General features: G+C 72.6%; 14 protein-coding genes. 10 read left to right on the top strand and 4 right to left on the bottom strand.

The genetic code is table 11. From position 1 onward, the window contains the following. Positions 1–30 precede the first annotated feature (30 nt). The gene (locus MOTC310_RS15810; RefSeq protein WP_331302449.1) at positions 31–945 is read right to left on the bottom strand and encodes an amino acid ABC transporter substrate-binding protein; all 915 of its coding nucleotides are present in this window, start codon (positions 943–945) and stop codon (positions 31–33) included. 118 nt (positions 946–1063) lie between these two features. Beyond that, the gene (locus tag MOTC310_RS15815; RefSeq protein WP_331302450.1) at positions 1064–1699 is read right to left on the bottom strand and encodes a glutathione S-transferase family protein; all 636 of its coding nucleotides are present in this window, start codon (positions 1697–1699) and stop codon (positions 1064–1066) included. Between the two features lie 193 nt (positions 1700–1892). Between MOTC310_RS15815 and MOTC310_RS15820 the strand changes: the two genes are divergently transcribed. The 4 genes from MOTC310_RS15820 (at position 1893) to MOTC310_RS15835 (ending at position 6388) form a co-directional block, all read left to right on the top strand. Further along, positions 1893–2273: a response regulator gene (locus MOTC310_RS15820; RefSeq protein ID WP_012320502.1), complete on the top strand. Its 381-nt coding sequence runs from the start codon at positions 1893–1895 to the stop codon at positions 2271–2273. Positions 2274–2330: 57 nt separating this feature from the next. After that, complete coding sequence (locus MOTC310_RS15825; RefSeq protein WP_331302451.1) at positions 2331–4304, top strand: AI-2E family transporter; 1974 nt, start codon at positions 2331–2333, stop codon at positions 4302–4304. A 132-nt stretch (positions 4305–4436) separates the two neighbouring features. Continuing rightward, positions 4437–6056 (top strand): hybrid sensor histidine kinase/response regulator, encoded by a 1620-nt coding sequence (locus tag MOTC310_RS15830; protein ID WP_331302452.1) that lies wholly within the window; start codon positions 4437–4439, stop codon positions 6054–6056. 17 nt (positions 6057–6073) lie between these two features. Next, a complete protein-coding gene (locus MOTC310_RS15835; protein ID WP_331293704.1) occupies positions 6074–6388 on the top strand; it encodes a plasmid stabilization protein in 315 nt (104 codons plus the stop codon). A gap of 51 nt (positions 6389–6439) precedes the next feature. Here the strand turns inward: MOTC310_RS15835 and MOTC310_RS15840 are convergent, their stop codons facing one another. Both MOTC310_RS15840 and ydiJ read right to left on the bottom strand, forming a co-directional pair. Continuing rightward, complete coding sequence (locus tag MOTC310_RS15840) at positions 6440–7330, bottom strand: ketopantoate reductase family protein (protein WP_331302453.1); 891 nt, start codon at positions 7328–7330, stop codon at positions 6440–6442. Positions 7331–7338: 8 nt separating this feature from the next. Next, complete coding sequence (ydiJ, locus tag MOTC310_RS15845; RefSeq protein WP_331302454.1) at positions 7339–10422, bottom strand: D-2-hydroxyglutarate dehydrogenase YdiJ; 3084 nt, start codon at positions 10420–10422, stop codon at positions 7339–7341. Positions 10423–10528: 106 nt separating this feature from the next. Between ydiJ and MOTC310_RS15850 the strand changes: the two genes are divergently transcribed. From MOTC310_RS15850 to rpmG, 6 genes are all read left to right on the top strand, one after another. Continuing rightward, positions 10529–10867 (top strand): hypothetical protein, encoded by a 339-nt coding sequence (locus MOTC310_RS15850; RefSeq protein ID WP_331302455.1) that lies wholly within the window; start codon positions 10529–10531, stop codon positions 10865–10867. 137 nt (positions 10868–11004) lie between these two features. Then, complete coding sequence (rnr, locus tag MOTC310_RS15855) at positions 11005–13326, top strand: ribonuclease R (protein WP_331302456.1); 2322 nt, start codon at positions 11005–11007, stop codon at positions 13324–13326. Positions 13327–13349: 23 nt separating this feature from the next. Beyond that, the gene (locus MOTC310_RS15860) at positions 13350–13814 is read left to right on the top strand and encodes a DUF983 domain-containing protein (RefSeq protein WP_331293712.1); all 465 of its coding nucleotides are present in this window, start codon (positions 13350–13352) and stop codon (positions 13812–13814) included. Beyond that, positions 13771–14514 (top strand): NUDIX hydrolase, encoded by a 744-nt coding sequence (locus MOTC310_RS15865; RefSeq protein WP_331293714.1) that lies wholly within the window; start codon positions 13771–13773, stop codon positions 14512–14514. Before MOTC310_RS15860 ends, MOTC310_RS15865 begins: the two co-directional genes overlap by 44 nt. Beyond that, positions 14511–15698 (top strand): MFS transporter, encoded by a 1188-nt coding sequence (locus MOTC310_RS15870; RefSeq protein ID WP_331302457.1) that lies wholly within the window; start codon positions 14511–14513, stop codon positions 15696–15698. Before MOTC310_RS15865 ends, MOTC310_RS15870 begins: the two co-directional genes overlap by 4 nt. A 106-nt stretch (positions 15699–15804) precedes the next feature. After that, positions 15805–15972, top strand: coding sequence for a 50S ribosomal protein L33 (gene rpmG / locus MOTC310_RS15875; RefSeq protein WP_012320513.1), 168 nt, complete (start codon positions 15805–15807; stop codon positions 15970–15972). Positions 15973–16293 lie beyond the last annotated feature (321 nt).

Below are 16293 nucleotides of genomic sequence, written 5' to 3' on the forward strand. Positions count from 1 at the left end.
CGCCGGAGCGGAACCCCGCCGCGCGACAGATCAGTGCGCGTAGAACGCGGGATCCGGATTGTCGGTCGGGTGCGCGAAGGCCCAGCGCAGGGCTGAGGACAGCGGCACGTTGTAGGTCAGGCCGCGCGGCGGCACGGGCTTCAGGAACCAGCGGTCGTACAGCACCGTGATCTCGGGGCTCCGGTAGAGGTCGGCCGTCGCCCGGTCGACCACGGCCTTGAAGGCCGGGTCGTCCTTGCGCAGCATGATCCCGTAGGGCTCCGGATTGGACAGGGTCTCCTCGCTGACTACGTAGGCGGAGGGCTCCTTGGACTGGGCCGCAACCACGCTGAGCTGCACGTCGTCCATGACGAAGGCCGCCGCGCGGCCGGTCTCGACGAGGAGGAAGCCCTCCGGAACGTCCTTGGCGGCGATCACCGTGATGCCGAGCTTGCGCTCGTTGTTGGCCTTGATCAGCATCAGGATGTTGGTCGAGCCGGCCACCGACGAGACCGTCTTGCCGCGCAGGTCGTCGAGGCTGGCGATGTGCTGGTCCTTGCGGGACACGAACCGGGTCGCCGTCAGGAAGTGCGTGTTGGTGAAGTCGACCTGCTTCTTGCGCTCGGCGTTGTTGGTGGTCGTCCCGCACTCGAGATCGACCGTGCCGTTGGTCATCAGCGGGATGCGGGAGGAGGAGTTGACGAACTCCATCCCGACCTCGAGGCCCGGCATCTTCAGCTCGCGCTTCACCGCGTCGGCGATCCTCAGGCAGATGTCGACCGCGAAGCCGACGACCTTCTGGTTCTGGTCCAGGTAGCTGAACGGCGTGGCGGTGTCGCGCACGCCGAGGACCAGCCTGTTGCTGTCGTGGATCTTCTTGAGCGTGCCGGTGAGGTCGGCGGCCTGCGCGGCCCCGGCGGGGGCGGCCAGGAGGAGCGCGGCGAGGCAGGGAGCGGGCAGACGCATGGGCCGACGGGTTCCGGTCGCGCGAGGGGGCCGCCCGCGGGGTGAGCCCGCGGCGGGGGACCGGACCGCGCGCCGGGGCCGGCCCCCGGCCGGAGCCCCAGCAAGAGTCCGGCCGCGCTCAGGCGGACGCGGCCGCCTGGTGCGCCTCGGCGAGCTGCGCGTCCGCGGCCGCGACCTTCCGGGAGGCCGGACGGGACCGGATGCGCTCCACGTAGGCGGTCAGCACCGGATCGGGCGCGACGAGGCCGAAGCCCGTCGTCCAGCCGAGGGCGCCGCCCCACAGCACGTCGGCGGCGCTGAAGCGCGCGCCGAGCAGGTACGGGCCTGGCGTCAGGGCCTCCTTCACCCGGGCAATGACGCTGTCGTAATCGGCGTAGGCCGACATGGCGCGCGGGCCCGGCTCCCGCTGCAGGTGCCGGTCGATCACCGCGGGCTCGAAGCAGGAGCCGTAGAACACCATCCAGCGCAGGTAGGCGGCCCGGTCGGGCTCGGTCGGCGCCGGGGCGAGCCCCGCCTCGGGGAACAGGTCGGCGAGGTAGAGGTAGACGGCCGCCTGCTCGGTCACCAGGGCGTCGCCGTGGCGGATCGCCGGCACCTTCGCCATCGGGTTCACGGCGCGGTAGGCGTCCTGGAGGTGCTCGCCGGCGCGCATGTTGAGCGCGTGCAGCCGGTACGGGACGCCGAGTTCCTCGAGCAGCACGCGCACGCCCGACGAGCGCGTATTGGGCGAGTGATAGAACTCGATGTCAGGCATGGTGGTCTTTCCGCCCCGGGAGGATCGTCGATTCGTTGGGGCGTACGCTCTTACCGGCCGAGGAGCGGGTCAACCGCCGACCGAAGCGCCACTTCACCAGGGACCGGAATCGCGGCAGGAACGTTGGGCGATTGTGCGATGCCGCGCGTTGGGCTTCCGACCGGCATGACGCGAGCCGGGGGTACGAGTTCTGATGGCGAAGATTCTGCTGGTCGAGGATCACGAAGAGATCTGGGATTTCCTCTCCCGCCGCCTCAAGCGGCGCGGCTACGAGGTCATCCTCGCGCATGACGGCGAGGCCGGCGTCCGGCAGGCCCGCTCGGGCCAGCCCGACGTGATCCTCCTCGACATGAACCTGCCGGTCCTCGACGGCTGGTCGGTCGCCCGGACGCTGAAATCCGGCACCGACACGCGGGCGATCCCGATCATCGCGCTCACGGCCCACGCCATGTCGGGCGATCGCGACAAGGCGATTCAGGCGGGCTGCGACGACTACCATCCGAAGCCCGTCGATTTCTCGAAGCTGCTCAGCCAGATCAGTGCCGCCCTCGGCGAGACCGCGCAGGCGAGCTGACCCGGCAGCGGACGCGCGACCCGTGGCCCCGAGACCTGATGTGAGTGGAGCGTGTCCGTGAGCGAGGATCCCGTCACTGCCCAGCGCCTGCGGCAGGGCCTGCCGGTCTTCGTGGCGCTGGCGTCGATCCTCCTCGTGGTCGCCACGATGGCGGCGCTCTACCTCGCGCGCGAGATCCTCGTGCCGGTGACGCTGGCCATCCTCCTGAGCTTCGTCCTCGTCCCGGCGGTGCGGATGCTGCGGCGGCTGCGCGTGCCGCGCGCGCCGGCGGTGATGCTCGTGGTGGTGATCGTCTTCGGCGCCCTGTTCGGCATCGGCAGCCTGATCGCCAGCGAGGCGTCCCAGCTCGCCTCCGACCTGCCGCGCTACACCCAGGTGATGCGCACCAAGATCAAGGATCTGCGCGGGGCGACGGCCGGGACCGGCACGCTCTCGCGGATCGTCGACATGGTGCAGGATCTCAGCGCCACCCTGCAGCCGCCGCCGGCCGCGGAGGTCCGTGGCGAGCCGGGATCGCGCACGCATCCGCTCACGGTGGAGCTCACCCCCGCCCGCGCCAGCGTGGTGGACACGCTTCAGACCTTCGTGGGACCGATCCTGCACCCCCTGGCCACGACGGGCCTGATCCTGATCTTCACGATCTTCATCCTGCTCCAGCGCGAGGATCTGCGGAACCGGGCGATCCGGCTCGCCGGCGGCTCGGGCGACCTGCGCCGGACCACGGCGGCGATCGACGACGCCACGAGCCGGCTCAGCCGGTTCTTCCTGGCCCAGCTCGCCCTCAACATCGCCTTCGGCCTCGTCATCGGTATCGGGCTCTGGGTGATCGGCGTCCCGAGCCCGACCCTGTTCGGCGTTCTCGCGGCAATCCTGCGCTTCGTGCCCTATATCGGCGCGGCGATCAGCGCCCTGCTGCCGCTGATCCTCGCCGCCGCCGTCGATCCCGGCTGGAGCATGGTGATCGCCACGGCGGCGCTGTTCCTCGTGGTCGAGCCGATCTGCGGCCACGTGATCGAGCCGCTGCTCTACGGCCACTCCACGGGCCTCTCGCCGATCGCGGTCATCCTGGCGGCGACGATCTGGACCTTCCTGTGGGGGCCGATCGGCCTCGTTCTCGCCACGCCGCTCACGGTGTGCCTCGTCGTGCTCGGCCGGCACGTGGAGCGGCTCTGGTATCTCGACGTGCTGCTGGGCGACCAGCCCGCCCTGTCGCCGCCCGAGATCTTCTACCAGCGCATGCTGGCCGGCGATCCGGTGGAGGCGATCGACCAGGGCTGGCAGTTCCTGAAGGAGCGCGCCCTGGTCACCTACTACGACGAGGTCGCCCTCGCCGGCCTGTTGCTGGCGCAGGAGGATCTGTCGCGCGGCACCCTCGACCGCGCGCGGCAGGATGAGGTCGGCGCGGCGATCCGAACGGTGGTGGACCGCCTCGGCACCGCCCCCGTCGGGCGCCGCACCCGGCGGGGATCCGGCCGCGGCCCCGACACCGAGACCGCGGCGGCCCTGGCCGCCATCGGGCCCGACCGGCAGGTGGCCGGCATCGTGCTCGACCGCGAGGATCTCGCGCCCAACTGGCGCAGCGAGACGCCGGTCCTGTGCGTGTCGAGCCGCGGCCCGTTCGACGAGGCGGCGACGCTGATGCTGAGCCAGATCCTCGCGCGCCACGGACTCGCCTCGCAGATCCTGTCCATGGCGGCGATCCGCGCCGGCGAGCGGCCCGAGAATCCGGACGGTCTGGCGCTGATCTGCTTCTCCTACCTGGAACCGGTGAGCCTGTCGCAGATCCGGTTCACCGTCCGGCAGGCCCGGGCCGCGGTGCCGGGCGTGCGCATCCTGGTGGGCTTCTGGCGCGAGCGCGATCCGGCCACTCTGGAGCGGCTGCGCCGGGCGACCTCGGCGGATTTCCTCGTGACGTCGCTGAACGAGGCGCTGTCGGCGGTGCTCGGCGCGTGCCGCGAGACGGCGCCGTCCCGGCTCGTCCCGGCGCCCGTGAGCGCGCTGTCCGCGGCGCCGCGGCCGGCCGCAGCATGAGGCGCCGACGCGGAAGGACCGCCGGGGATGCGCCGTCGACATCGCGCGTCGGGCCGCTAATGTCGCTCACACCGGTCGTGATCGGCCACGCGCAGACTTATTTCCCGGCCCGGAAGGTCACGAACGCCTCGCATGTCTGAGACGCCAGAAACCCCACCCTCCGGACCGAGCCCACCGATCCGGGACGGCGCCCCGAGCGACATCACCGACCGCAAGAGCGACATCTTCTTCGCGGCCGTCGAGACGACGCGGATGCCGATGATCGTCACCGATCCGCGCCAGCCGGACAACCCGATCATCTTCGCCAACCGGGCGTTCCTGGCGATGACCGGCTACACGCCGGAAGAGCTGATCGGGCGCAACTGCCGCTTCCTTCAAGGTCCCGATACCGACCGGAACAGCGTCGCGCAGGTCCGCGCGGCGATCGCCGAGAAGCGGGAATTCGCCACCGAGATCCTGAACTACCGCAAGAACGGCTCGACCTTCTGGAACGCCCTGTTCGTCTCGCCGGTCTACAACGCCGACGGCGAGCTCGTGTACTACTTCGGCTCGCAGCTCGACGTCTCGCGGCGCCGCGACGCCGAGGAGGCGCTGGGCCAGGCCCAGAAGATGGAGGCGCTCGGCCAGCTCACCGGCGGCATCGCGCACGATTTCAACAACCTGCTGCAGGTGATCGTCGGCTACGTCGACATCCTGGCGGCCGGCCTGGAGAAGCCCGACGCCGACCGCGCGCGGCTCGGCCGCGCCACCGAGAACATCCGGCAGGCGGCCGAGCGCGCCACGACGCTGACGCAGCAATTGCTGGCCTTCGCCCGCAAGCAGCGGCTGGACGGCCGCGCGGTCAATCTCAACACCCTGATCGAGGGGATGGGCGAGATGGTCGCCCGCTCGGTGGGCGAGGCGGTGAAGGTCGAGCTCGACCTCGCGGCGGATCTCTGGAACTGCCGGGTCGACCCGACCCAGGCCGAGGTCGCGATCCTGAACGTGTTGATCAACGCCCGCGACGCGATGCCGGAGGGTGGCACCGTCCGGATCTCCACCGAGAACAGCGAGATCGCCGCGCGGGGCCGGGAGATCGGGCCGCTGCGCGACGGCCGCTACGTCAGCATCGCCATCAAGGACACCGGCACCGGCATCCCGCCCGCCGTGCTCGCCCGGGTGATGGATCCGTTCTTCACCACCAAGGAGGAGGGCAAGGGCACGGGCCTCGGCCTGTCGATGGTCTACGGCTTCGCCAAGCAGTCGGGCGGCGCGGCCCAGATCGAGTCGACGGTCGGCGCCGGCACGACGGTGCGGCTGTCGTTCCCCGCGACCGACGGCGACGTCAACGCCCCTGCGAAGGTCTCGCTGCGGGCCGTGGACCGCCAGGGCACCGAGACGATCCTCATCGTCGACGACCGCGAGGACGTGGCCGAGCTCGCCCGCACGATCCTGCGGGACTTCGGCTACACGACGCTGGTGGCGAGCAATGCCCGCGAGGCCCTGGAGATCCTGGATTCGAGCGAGAAGGTCGACCTGCTGTTCACCGACCTGATCATGCCGGGGGGCATGAACGGGGTGCTGCTGGCCCGCGAGGCCCGCCGGCGGCAGCCGAAGCTTAAGGTCCTGCTCGCCACCGGCTACGCCGAGGCGAGCCTGGAGCGAACCGATATCGGGGGCTCGGAGTTTGACCTCCTCAACAAGCCCTACCGGCGCACGGAGCTGGTCCGCCGCGTCCGCGCCATCCTCGACGGTCCGACCGGGGTGGGCTGAGCTTCGGGAGACGGCCCATGTCCCAGGGCGACAAGTCGAAATACACGGACAAGCAGAAGCGCAAGGCCGAGCACATCGCCGACTCGTACGAGTCCCGCGGCGTGCCGGAGAAGGAGGCGGAGGCCCGGGCCTGGGCCACCGTCAACAAGGACGACGGCGGCGGCAAGAAGCCGGGCGGATCGGGCCGCGGCAAGGCCACCGGCCACCCGGCCGCCCACAAGGGCGGCGCGTCCGGCGGCAAGGCTTCGGCCGGACGGACGGCCGCGGAGCGCTCCGCCTCCGCCCGGAAGGCCGCCGCGACCCGCAAGGCCAACGCCGCCGCTCGGGCCTGACCGCCCGTCGCGAGCCGGGCCTCCGGCCTCCGTGCCGGTGCGGGGCCGATCTCAGTCCCGCCGCTCGGCGAGCTTGACCAGCGCGTGCAGCAGCCGGTTCGCCGGCGTCGGGATACCACGCGCCGCGCCCCTGCGCACGATCGTGCCGTTGAGGTGGTCGATCTCGCTCGGCCGGCCGCGGGCGAGGTCCTGCGCGGTCGACGAGCGCTGTCCGGCCATGGCGGTGCTGAGCGCCATCACGTCGTCGAGGATGCCGGGCGACACGGACACGCCCTCGGCCTCCGCGACGCGCGCGCATTCCTGGACGACGTCCGCGATGACCGCGGCCACGCCCTCGCCCTCCACCAGGCGGCCGTAGGGCAGCTGCGTCAGGGCCGACAGGGCGTTGTAGGCGCAGTTGATGATCAGCTTCGCCCAGAGCGCATCGACGGCCTTCGCCGAGACGGTGGTCGGAATGCCGGCCGCCGCGAACGCGGCGGCGACGCGCCCGCTCGTCTCGGACGCGCCGAGGATCAGGTCGCCACGCCCGTTGTGCCGGACGTGGCCGGGGCCGGCCATCGCGGTGGCGACGTAGACCGCCACCGGCACGACCGGCCGGCCCAGCAAGGCGGCGAGCCGCTCGGCGTTGTCGACGCCGTTCTGGAGGCTGAGGATCGTCGCGGCCGGATCGAGGTGGGGGGCGATCATCGCGCCCGCCGCCTCGGTGTCGCCCGACTTCACGCAGACCAGCACGAGGTCGGCGCCCGACACGCCCGCCCCCGTATCGGTCGCCCGGACGGGCACGGAGGCCGTCCCGGCCGCGCTCTCCAGCACGAGACCGTCCTTCTCGACCGCCTCGACCAGGGCGGGACGGCCGATCAGCGTCACCGCGTGGCCGGCCCGCGCCAGGAGGAACCCGTAGTAGCAGCCGACTGCGCCGGCCCCCACGACGGCGACGGTCATAGCGGGGCTCACGGCGCCACCGCCGCGGCGCGCTCGGGATGGAAGGGCGCCGCGCCCGCCTCAGCCGCGCGGACATGCTCGAGCAGCGCCTGGGCCGGGTGCCGCAGCCGCACGCCGTCGACCAGCTTGGCCTGGGAGCGACAGGAATAGCCGTCCGCCAGCAGGGTGCAGCCGGGCGCCTCGGCCACGTGGCGGGCCCAGCTCAGGCCGTAGATCGCCTCGGAGGTGGCGCGATGGTGCCTCTCGTGCCCGTAGGTCCCGGCCATGCCGCAGCAGCCTGCGGCCGGCACCTCGAGCCGGAGGCCGAGATGGGCGAACACAGCCTGCCAGTCCCGCACCGCGCCCGGCGCGTTGGTGCGCTCGGTGCAGTGCGGCAGCAGCCGCATCGTTGGCCCGCGCGGCCCCGGCGCGATCCGGTCGAGGCGGGCGGCGAGCCATTCCTGCAGGAGGTGGACCTTCGGGAGATCGCCGCCCAGCGCCTGCGCGTACTCGGACCGGTAGGTCAACGTCATCGACGGGTCGATCCCGACCAGGGGCACGCCGTGCCCGGCGAGGTCGCGCAGCATCGCGGCGTTCGAGCGGGCGACGGCGGCGAACCGCGCCAGGAAGCCGTGCACGTGCAGCGGCTTGCCGTTCGGCCGGTAGGGCACGAGCCAGGGCCGGAAGCCGAGAGCGGCGAGGAGGGCGCAGCTGTCGGTCACGACTTCCGCGTCGAAGTGGCTGGTGAAGGCGTCCTGCACCACCAGCACGGACCGCGCGCGCTCCCGCGGGTCCAGCCGGGCCAGGGCGTCCGGGGTCGCGACGGCGACGCCGCGCTCCGCCAGCCGCGCCGTCAGCGCGACCGGCGACAGGGCCGGGATCGCCACCAGCCCGGACCGGGCCAGGAGCAGTCGGGCCAGCGGATTAGCCAGGATCGCGTTGAAGAGGCGCGGCGCCCGCGCCGCCAGCGGCAGCAGCGGCTCCAGCGCCGCCACGAGATGGTCCTTCAGCGGCCGCGCGTAGCGCGTGTGGTAGAGCGCCAGGAACTTCGCCCGGAAGGTCGGCACGTCGACCTTGATTGGGCAGGACCCCGTGCAGGACTTGCAGGCGAGGCAGCCGTCCATCGCCTCCTTGACGGCGTGGGAGAAGTCGTCGGCCTCGGACCGGCCGCGGAGGCGGCTCCGCAGGGTCGCCGCCACTTCGGAGAGCCACCCGGCGCGCTGCCGCGCCAGCTCGGCGGCCGGGTCGACCCCGGCCTCCGCCGCGCGGCGCAGCCACTCGCGCATCAGCGAGGCGCGGCCCTTGGGCGAGTGGCGCCGCTCCCGTGTCGCCTTCCAGGACGGGCACATGGCCTCGTCCGCGTCGAAGCTGAAGCAGGCGCCGTTGCCGTTGCAGTGGAGCGCTTCGTCGAAATCCTCCCGGACCGGCGCCGGGATGGCGCGGTCCCGCTCGCCCCGGCGCGGGACGCCGTCGATCCGGGTCAGGCCCGCGCCCCTGGCGGAGGCGATCTTGCCCGGGTTCATCCGGTCGTCCGGGTCGAAGGCGCGCTTGACCGCCTCCAGCGCGGGCATCAGCGGCCCGAACGTCGCCGGCACGAATTCCGACCGGAAGCCCTTGCCGTGCTCGCCCCAGAGCAGGCCGCCGTACTTGGCGGTGAGCGCGACCACCCCCTCCGTGACCTCGCGGATCAGGCCGTTCTGCGCCGGGTCCTTGAGGTCGATGGCCGGCCGCACGTGCAGCACGCCGGCATCGACGTGGCCGAACATGCCGTAGCGCAGCCCCTTGCCGTCGAGGAGCGCGCGGAACTCCGCGATGTAGTCGGCGAGCCGCTCCGGCGGGACCGCCGTGTCCTCGACGAACGGGATCGGGCGCGCGTCGCCCTTGGCGGCGCCGAGCAGGCCCACCGCCTTCTTGCGCATGGTCCAGAGCCGCTCGATCGCGTCGCCCCGGGCGATGGTGAAGCCGAGGCGCCTCGTGTCGGTGCCGCGCTCGGCCTCCAGCGTCCCGGTGAGCCGCGCGAGGGCCGCCTCCACGGTCGCGGCGTCGTCGCCGACGAACTCCACGAGGTTGATGCCGTCCACCGGCCGCCCGGCCGGATCGTCGGGGAAGAAGGCCCGCACCTCGGCCCAGATCGGGTCCTTGCGGGCCAGCGCCAGGACCGTGGAGTCGATCGTCTCAACGGAGGCGGCGCCGAACGGCAGCAGCGCCTGCGCGTCGCGCAGCGCCGCGTCGAAGTCGATGTACGAGAGCGCGACCAGCACGGCGGCCTTGGGGATCGGCAGCACGTTCAGCCGCGCCTCGGCGATCAGCGCCAGCGTGCCCTCGGAGCCGCAGATCACGCTCTTGAGGTCGAACCGGCCGCCCGCGTCGCGCAGATGCGCGAGGTCGTAGCCGGTGAGGCAGCGGTTGAGCTTGGGGAAGCGCTCGGCGATGAGCGCCGCGTTCTCGGTGACGACGGCGTCGACGGCGCGGTGGATGGCGCCGACGCGGTCGTCGCGGCCCTTGGCGGCGTCGAGGCCCTCCGCGTCCAGGGGCTCGGCGGTCCAGACCGTGCCGTCGGTGAGGACGCAGGTCAGCGCGAGGACGTGGTCCCGGGTCTTGCCGTAGAGGCACGAGCCCTGCCCGCAGGCATCGGTGGAGATCATCCCGCCGATCGTGGCGCGGTTCGAGGTGGAGAGCTCCGGCGCGAAGAACAGGCCGTGCTTGGCGAGTTCCCGGTTGAGCTGGTCCTTCACCACGCCGGGCTCCACCCGGACGACCCGGTTCGCGACGTCGATCTCCAGGATGCGGTTCATGTGCCGCGAGGTATCGACCACGAGGCCGTGGCCCAGCGACTGCCCGTTGGTGCCGGTCGCCCCGCCCCGGGGGCGGATCACGATCTCGGCGAAGCGCGGATCCTCGAGGAGCCTGGCGATGCGAACGAGGTCGTCGCGGGTGCGGGGAAAGGTCACGGCCCCCGGCTCCACCTGGTAGATCGAGTTGTCGGTGGAGAAGACCGTGCGGTCGGCGTCCGACAGGGTCAGGTCGCCCTCGAAGCCGCGCAGCTGCAGTTCGGCGCAGGCCGCGGCGTAGAGCGGCACGGCCTCGGTGTGGCGGGTCAGGACCGGGATCATCCGCGCCTTCTACACCCGGCGGAGCGCGGTAGACCATCGGCGACGGGATGAAGCGCGCGCTGGCATCCGGCTTGCCACGCACCCGCGATCTTCGGGACGGATGCCCATGAACGCGAGCGTCGAACGAGTCAGGGACGCCCTGGCCGAGCTGATCAAGGCCGCCCTTCTCTCCGATGACGGCCTGAGCCGCGCCTGCCGCGACACGGGTCGCGCCAGGCTCAGGGCCCTCGCGGACGATCCTCCCGAGCCGGAGAGCCTGCGGATGGACGGCGCCTGGGCGCTCGCCATCCGGAAGGCCGAGACGCCGGAGCTGGCGCCGCAGGAAGGACGGGTGAACCTGACCCTGCCGCGCGCCTGCCCCTTCACCCTGGACGAGCTTCTCGCGCCCGGTCTCGACATCGACGAGGCCGTCGGTCGCATCCGGAAGAGCGCCTCGACCGGCTGATCGCGCCTGTTGAGGAGTGCCGGCACGGCGTTGCCGCGGGCGGGCCGGACACCCATGTTAGCCGCACAGGACCGACGCCTCGGTCCCGCGCCCGCACGCGGGTCTTGTCTATCGCAGAACTGTCCGGCACCCCCCTTTTGGCACGACGCATCACCGCCCCGGCGGCCGAGCCCGCCGCTCCGCAGCCCTTCCCCACCCGCGAGCAGATCCTCGCCTTCGTGGCCGAGTCGAAGGAGCGCGTCGGCAAGCGGGAGATCGCCAAGGCCTTCGGCATCAAGGGGGCCGCCAAGATCGACCTGAAGCGCGTCCTGAAGGAGATCGAGGAGGACGGCGCCCTCGACCGCGGCCGCGGCGGCCTCGCCCCGGCGGGCCACCTGCCGCCGGTCGTGCTGGCCGACATCCGCTCCCGCGACCGCCACGGCGAGTTCCTGGCGGTCCCGGTGGAGTGGACCGGGACCGGCAAGCCGCCCGCCATCGTGCTGACGCAGCCCCGCGGCCCCCGGAAGGGCAACCGTCCGGCCCCGGGCATCGGCGACCGCGCCCTGGTCCGGGTCGAGCGCGACGCCGAAGGCGGCTACACCGGCCGGGTCATCAAGGTCATCGGGAAGAACAAGGCCGAGATCATCGGCGTCTACCGGGAAGGCGCGCAGGGCGGCCGGATCGTGCCCGTGGAGAAGCGCTCGCAGGGCCGCGAGATCCTGATCCCGCCCGGCGAGGAGGGGCAGGCCCGCGACGGCGACCTCGTCAGCGTCTCGCTGGAGCGCGAGACCCGCTTCGGCCTGCCGCGGGGCCGCGTGCGCGAGCGCCTGGGCTCGCTCGGCTCCGAGAAGGCCGTGAGCCTGATCGCGCTCCACCTGCACAACATCCCGCACGTCTTCGCCGACGCGACCCTGGCGGAGGCCGATTCCGCCAAGCCCGCCACCCTGAAGGGCCGCGAGGACTGGCGCGACCGACCGCTCGTGACCATCGACCCGCCGGACGCCAAGGACCACGACGACGCCGTCATGGCCGAGGCCGATCCCGACCCGGCCAATCCCGGCGGCTTCATCCTCACCGTCGCCATCGCGGACGTGGCCGCCTATGTCCGGCCGGGCTCCAGCCTCGACCGGGAGGCGCTGGAGCGGGGCAACTCGGTCTACTTCCCCGACCGGGTCGTGCCGATGCTGCCCGAGCGGATCTCGAACGACCTCTGCTCGCTCCGCGAGGGGGAGGACCGGCCGGCGCTGGCGGTGCGCATGGTCATCGCCGCCGACGGCGAGAAGCGCCGCCACGGCTTCCACCGGGTGATGATGCGCTCCCGCGCCAAGCTCGCCTACGCGCAGGCGCAGGCCGCCATCGACGGGCGGCCGGACGACGCGACCGGGCCGCTCTTGGAGACGGCGCTCCGCCCCCTCTGGGCAGCCTACGCGGCCCTGCGCGCGGCCCGCGACCGCCGCGGGCCCCTGGCCCTCGACCTGCCCGAGCGCAAGGTTCTCCTGAGCGCCGAGGGCGCGGTCGACCGGGTGATCGTGCCGGAACGCCTCGACGCCCACCGGCTGATCGAGGAGTTCATGATCCAGGCGAACGTCGCCGCCGCCGAGACCCTGGAGCAGGCGCGTCAGCCCCTGATCTACCGCGTCCACGACGAGCCCGCCCTGGAGAAGATGCGGGCGCTCGGCGAGGTCCTGGCCTCGGTCGGCATCAAGCTGCCCAAGGAGGGGGCGCTGCGCCCCGCCCTGTTCAACCGGATCCTCGCCACGGCGGCCGAGACCGAGCACGGCGTCTTCCTCAACGAGGTGATCCTGCGCAGTCAGGCCCAGGCCGTCTACGCGCCGGAGAATCTCGGGCATTTCGGCCTCAACCTGCGCCGCTACGCGCATTTCACCTCGCCGATCCGGCGCTACGCCGACCTGATCGTGCACCGGGCGCTCATCACCGCCTGCCGGCTCGGCTCGGACGGGCTCGCCACCGACGTTTCGCTCGGCGAGCTGGCGCAGATCGGCGAGCAGATCTCGGCGGCCGAGCGCCGCGCCATGGCGGCCGAGCGCGAGACCATCGACCGGCTGATCGCCCACCACCTCGCCGATCAGGTCGGCGCGACCTTCGCGGGCCAGATCGCCGGCGTGACCCGGGCCGGCCTGTTCATCAAGCTCGACGAGACCGGCGCGGACGGCTTCGTGCCGGTCTCGCAGCTCGGCGCCGACTATTTCCGCCACGAGGAGGGTCGCCACGCCCTGGTGGGCGAGCGCACCGGGGAGACGTTCCGCCTCGGCGACCGGGTCGAGGTGCGGCTCGTGGAGGCCGCGCCGGTGGCCGGGGCGCTGCGCTTCGAGCTGCTCAGCGAGGGCCGGACCCGCTCCGGGGCCCGGAACGCGGGGCCCGGCAAGAAGGCCGGCGGACGGCCGTTCAAGACCGCCCCGCCCGGCCGGCCCGCCGGCATCCGCAACACCGGGTCGCGCCACCGCGGCTCGCGCCGCTGACCCGAGCGGTGTACAGGCAAGGGATGGCCGCCGACGCGATACCCGAGCGCACCCGCCTGATCCCCGCGATGGCCCGGGGCTTCATCGGCCGCTGCCCGCATTGCGGCCGGGGCCGGATCTTCGGCCGCTTCCTCAAGGTGCGGCCGGAATGCGACGCGTGCGGCCTGGAGCTGCACCACCACCGGGCCGACGACCTGCCGCCCTACGTGGTGATCTTCATCGTCGCTCACATCGTCGGCTACCTGATCCTGGAGACCGAGAGCGCCTACGACGTGCCCCTCTGGGTCGAGATGGGCGTCTGGCCGGTCTTCACCCTCGTCTTCGCGCTGGCCCTGCTCCAGCCGGTGAAGGGCGCCGTCGTCGGGCTGCAATACGCCCTTGGCATGCACGGCTTCGCCGCGCTACCGCGGGGCCGCCCCGCCCCGGGGCTTGAGGAGACGCGCCTTGCCGCAGCCGCAGCGGGAGCCCCAGATCGTCACAGCTCCTGAGCGCAAGCCCGCCGCGGCGCGCCTGCGGCCGCGGGACGCCGCGACCATGATCGTGATCGACCGGCGCGGCAAGGGCGGCCCGAAGGTCCTGATGGGCCGGCGCAACCCGAACCTGGCCTTCATGCCGGGCAAGTTCGTCTTCCCGGGCGGCCGGATCGAGCTCGGCGACCGCCACATGCCGGTGGCCGGGGCGCTCCCGGACTACGCCGAGGCGGCGCTGACCCGGCAGGTGTCCCGGCCCCCGCACCATCTCGGCCGGGCGCTGGCGCTCGCCGCGATCCGCGAGACCTACGAGGAGACCGGCCTTCTGCTGGGCACCCGCGAGCACGGCGCGCCCGACCCGGTGCCGGCGGGCTGGGAGGGCTTCGCGCGGCACGGCGTGCTGCCCGACCTCGAGGCGCTGCACTTCGTCGCCCGCGCGATCACCCCACCGAAGCGCGTGCGCCGCTTCGACACGCGCTTCTTCACCGTCGACCGCCGGATGGTGGCGGCCGAGGAACCGGGGCGGGTTCAGGCCGATGCCGAGTTCACCGAACTCGCCTGGGTCCGGCTCGACGCCGCCCGCAAGCTCGATCTCCCCTCCATAACCCGCGCGATCCTGGACGATCTGGAGGCGCAGATCGCCGCCGATTTCGCGCCCTACCGGACGATTCCGTTCCACTACGAGCGCTACGGGCGGCGCGAACGGGTGGCCTTGTGAGCCGTCCGGACGGATTGCGGCAGGAAGAGCGGCGCGGGATCAGTTCGGAGGACGTGGCGGCGATCTCGGCGGCCGTGACCTGCGTCACCGTCGTCGGCATCGGCCTCAGCCTGTCGATCCCGCTCCTCTCGATCGAGATGGAGCGGCGCGGCGCGTCGAGCACGCTGATCGGGCTCAACACCGCGGTGGCGGGCATCGCCAGCATCTGCACGGTGCCGTTCGTGCCGCGCCTCGCCGCGCGGGTCGGCGTCGCGCCGCTGCTCGGGCTGGCGCTCCTCGTCGGGGCCATCAGCCTCGCGCTGTTCCCGCTGCTGCCGGGCATCGCCCTGTGGTTCCCCCTGCGCTTCGTCTTCTCGGCGACGCTCGGCGCGCTGTTCGTCCTCTCCGAGTACTGGATCAACGCCGCCGCCCCGCCGGAGAGGCGCGGCCTGGTGATGGGCATCTACGCCACCGTCCTGGCGGCGGGCTTCGCGGTGGGACCGCTGCTGCTGGCCCTGGTCGGGACCGAGGGGCTGGCGCCCTACGCGACGGGAGCCGCCCTCATGCTGGCCGGCGGCCTGCCCATCGCCCTGGCCCGCGGCCTGTCGCCGACCATCGAGACGGGCTCCGGCCGCGGCATTCTCGGCTACGTCCGGCTCGCCCCCGGCGCCCTGGCGGCGGCCCTGGCCTACGGCGCGGTGGAGACCGGCATCTTCGCCATCCTGCCGCTCTACGGCCTGCGCCTCGGCTACGACGCGCAAGGGGCGGCCGGCCTCGTCAGCCTGATCGCGCTGGGCAACGTGCTGTTCCAGATCCCGTTCGGCTGGCTCGCCGACCGCCTCGACCGGAGCGCGGTGCTCCTCGGCGCGGGCCTCGCGGGCGCCGCGGGCTCGGCCCTGATTCCCCTCGCGGCCGGTCATCCGGCCGCGTTCGGCCTGCTCCTCCTCGTCTGGGGCGGCATCGCCGGCACCCTCTACACGGTCGGCCTCGCGATGCTGGGCGACCGCACGCCACCGAACGACCTCGCGGGCGCCAACGCGGCCTTCGTGGTGCTCTACAACGTCGGGCTGATGCTGGGGCCGCCCGTGATCGGCGGGGGGCTCGACCTCGTGCCGCCGAACGGCTTCGCCCTGGCGCTGCTCGCCCTGTTCCTGGCCTTCGCCGGATGGCTCGTCGCGGCGGAACGCCGGCGCGTCCGCTCTTGACCTGCCGGGCCCGATCGGGCATTCACCCGCCCGTATTCGGCCGGGCCTTCCCGGCCATTTGCGTTTCGCTCACGCGGAATGCCGCACCCTGCAGGAGCGCCGCGCCATGGCCAAGGCCGTCACCGTCAAGATCAAGCTCGTCTCCACCGCCGACACGGGCTATTTCTACGTCACCAAGAAGAACTCCCGCACGCAGACCGAGAAGCTGACGATGCGCAAATACGACCCGGTCGCGCGCAAGCACGTCGAGTTCAAGGAAACCAAGATCAAGTAAGGCCGCGGGCCGCTTCGCGGCCTGACCGCTCACGGTAAGCCGCTCCGGAGACGGGGCGGCTTTTTCCTTGCCAGGCGCGTTCCCGCGCACGGCGTCGCCGGGATCTCCCGAACCGCGACTTGGCCGGCCGACAGCCCGGCGCCAGCACGACTCGTTAACCGTCGCTCGTCCCGGACGCTGCCCGACCCGCCGGCCGATCACCGGCCCGCGTTCTCGGCCAGCTCGGCGGTTGGAGGGCGGGTTCGATGCAGCGGATCCTGCTGGCGATTCTCATCACCGCGGCGATCCTCGCGCTCTGGCGCGTCCTGACGCTGCCGGTGT

This window comes from Methylobacterium oryzae, assembly GCF_036441375.1.
Lineage (GTDB): Bacteria > Pseudomonadota > Alphaproteobacteria > Rhizobiales > Beijerinckiaceae > Methylobacterium > Methylobacterium oryzae_A.